This is a genomic window from Thermodesulfovibrionales bacterium (genome assembly GCA_035622735.1).
Classification (GTDB): domain Bacteria; phylum Nitrospirota; class Thermodesulfovibrionia; order Thermodesulfovibrionales; family UBA9159; genus DASPUT01.
On the sequence record DASPUT010000211.1, the window covers coordinates 1 to 2,467 of the forward strand.

The window sequence follows — 2,467 nt, forward strand, 5'->3', positions numbered from 1 at the left end:
CGCAGAATCTCCGAGCTCATCAAAGGCCTCCCTCACCATGAGAGGATTCTCAGCCGGTTCGAAAGGACCCACGTAGAGGATATATCCCTTCGGCTCCAGGCCGAATCTTCTCAATATCTCCCCGGGTGGATACTTCTTCAAATCGCTTCCATAGGCAATATAAATGGAATCCTTGTCATACTGCTTTTTATAATACTCCTGCATCCACTTGGCTGACGTTACTACCGCATCGGAGTTGTTGCCGGACATTTGCTCCGAAAATCGCAGATACCATGATGACGTCTTCTCAGATTTCTTCTGCTGACGGACAAAGCGGTCTATGTTTATTACGACCTTCTTCTTGAAAAGCCTCGGCAGAAAACAGAACGGAGAAGGGCCGAGAACAAGAACAACCTCGGCGTTCAGGAATGAGACATGAAGAAGGGAGATGAGTTCATAGAGAGGCCTCTCGATACCCTTCAGCCTGACCGTGGGTAAAATGACCAGTCTTACCCCCTTGTAGGTATCTTCATCGCCCTTCATATAGGGCCTGCAGCAGTAGACGGTCACCTCATGGCCCTTCTTCACAAGACGGGTAGAAACCTCTTCTGCCAGGGTCTCGAACCCTCCGTAATTGACCGGCATTCCCTTCGAGCCGAGGATCGCGATCTTCACTGAGAAAGGCCCTCACGCCCGAAAGTAATCCCCTGAATTACCTGAGGGGTTAACTTATCCCCGATTACCTCCGGAGGGAGTATCATCCGCATCCCTACCATGGACGTATTTTTTCAGAACGTAATAGTAAATGCAAGATACTTGAACGTTCCCCCAACAAGAGAGCGTGATCAGTTCAGCTTTTCTGAAACCTCGATCCGAATACCCGCAGCAAGAAACGAGGATTTGAGACAAAGTTGCGCCTCCAGAGGCGCCCTGGTTCGCGGAGCAGCCGCGGAAGCCATTCAAGGCCCATCCTCTGAAAAGCGGGGTGGGACCTTTTCACCTTCCCGGTATAAAAATCGAAGACCGCACCAATCGCACCGATGCACGATACGTCGAGGCGGTCCCTGTTTTCCAATATCCACTTCTCCTGTTTCGGTGCCGTCATGCCGACCCAGAGGATATCGGGCTTTACTCTGTTCACCGCCTCAATCATCAAAGAACTTTCCTTCTCGTCGAACTCCGGCTTAAACGGTGGAGAGTAGGTTCCCGCAATCCCGATATTCGGATATTCCCTTCGCATCTTCTCCGTAATCTTTTCAAGATTCTCATCCGTGGAGCCGAGGAAGAAGTAAGAGAACGACCTCTCCTCGTTTAACCTTTCGCTTAATCCCATAAAGATATCGCTGCCGGTTACCCTTTTCCTGATCGAACCACCGAGTATCTTCGAAGCGATCACTATACCGACTCCGTCGGGAACAATGAGATCGGCACTCCTGAGGGCCTCATCGAAGGCGTCGTCTCTCCGCGCGACTTCGAGCGAATGGGGATTGGCACAGACAAAATATTTCCGTCTCTTTCCTTCTTTCAGCCACCCGACTATCCCGGAGACACAATCTTCCCGAGATTTTGACGTCACAGGATAACCTAGGATAGATTCCGTCATGTCATTTCCCCATATTCCGGCCGTTGAGCACATTGCGATAGATGTCCATCAATATCTCAAAATTCCTCTCTGCCGTATATTTTGCCTCGAATTCAGCCCTAGCGTTCCCGCCCATCTCGGTTGCAAAGGCCTCGTCTTCGAGCATGACACCAATCTTTGACGCGAGGTCACGGGGGTCACTGGGACTGAAGAGGAGGCCTGTCTTTCCTTCCTCGATTATCTCCTCCATCGCTCCACGTCTCGAGCCGATTACCGCCTTGCCGCAGGCAAAGGCCTCTATCGTCGTCAGGGGGAACATCTCATAACAGAGAGTCGGCATGACCATAAACCGCGCCTCCCGCAAGATCGCCATGCTCTCGCTGAAACCCTTTCTCCCGGTGAGTTCCACATTTCTTATCCTTTCATTAGCGATCTTCCTTTCGATCTCCTGCCGCAGCGGTCCGTCGCCGACAAGTCTCAGTGTAATATTTTTATGAGCCGCGCGTTGGACCATCGCAAAGGCATCGAGAAGGGTTTCGATCCCTTTCTCCCGCGACAGCCTGCCGATGAAGACGATGGAATCCCCGAAGAGAGAGGAAGGTTCAGGAGGGCGGAACAGGAAATTCGGCTTAATAAACACCTTTCCACTCGGCAGTCCGCATTCCACCACCTTGCGTTTCCCGAACGTAGTGAGCGCTATATAGGTATCTATCTTTTTGGACCACGTGCCCCTGATACGGTGGAAGCCTTCAGCCGCCGCGAGCGGAAGAGTATAGATTCTCGAGTCTCTGTAGCATCCGTGAGCGACGCCTCCCAGCGGCAGCCTACCGATGCAGTCTTCGCAGACCCTCCCATTCCTCATGAAGAGCCCGTTAGCACAGAAAAACCTGAAGTTGTGGCATGTCT

The 2,467-nt window shown here is 51.8% G+C and carries 3 protein-coding genes; all 3 read right to left on the minus strand.

Annotated elements, in window-relative coordinates; all coding sequences use genetic code 11:
* On the minus strand, nucleotides 1-654 hold a 654-nt coding region (locus tag VEI96_11270; protein ID HXX58572.1), incomplete at its 3' end, for a glycosyltransferase.
* A 175-nt stretch (nucleotides 655-829) separates the two neighbouring features.
* Nucleotides 830-1,555: a WecB/TagA/CpsF family glycosyltransferase gene (locus VEI96_11275; protein ID HXX58573.1), complete on the minus strand. Its 726-nt coding sequence runs from the start codon at nucleotides 1,553-1,555 to the stop codon at nucleotides 830-832.
* A gap of 28 nt (nucleotides 1,556-1,583) precedes the next feature.
* Nucleotides 1,584-2,467: glycosyltransferase family 4 protein (locus tag VEI96_11280; protein HXX58574.1), on the minus strand; the 884-nt coding region annotated here is incomplete at its 5' end.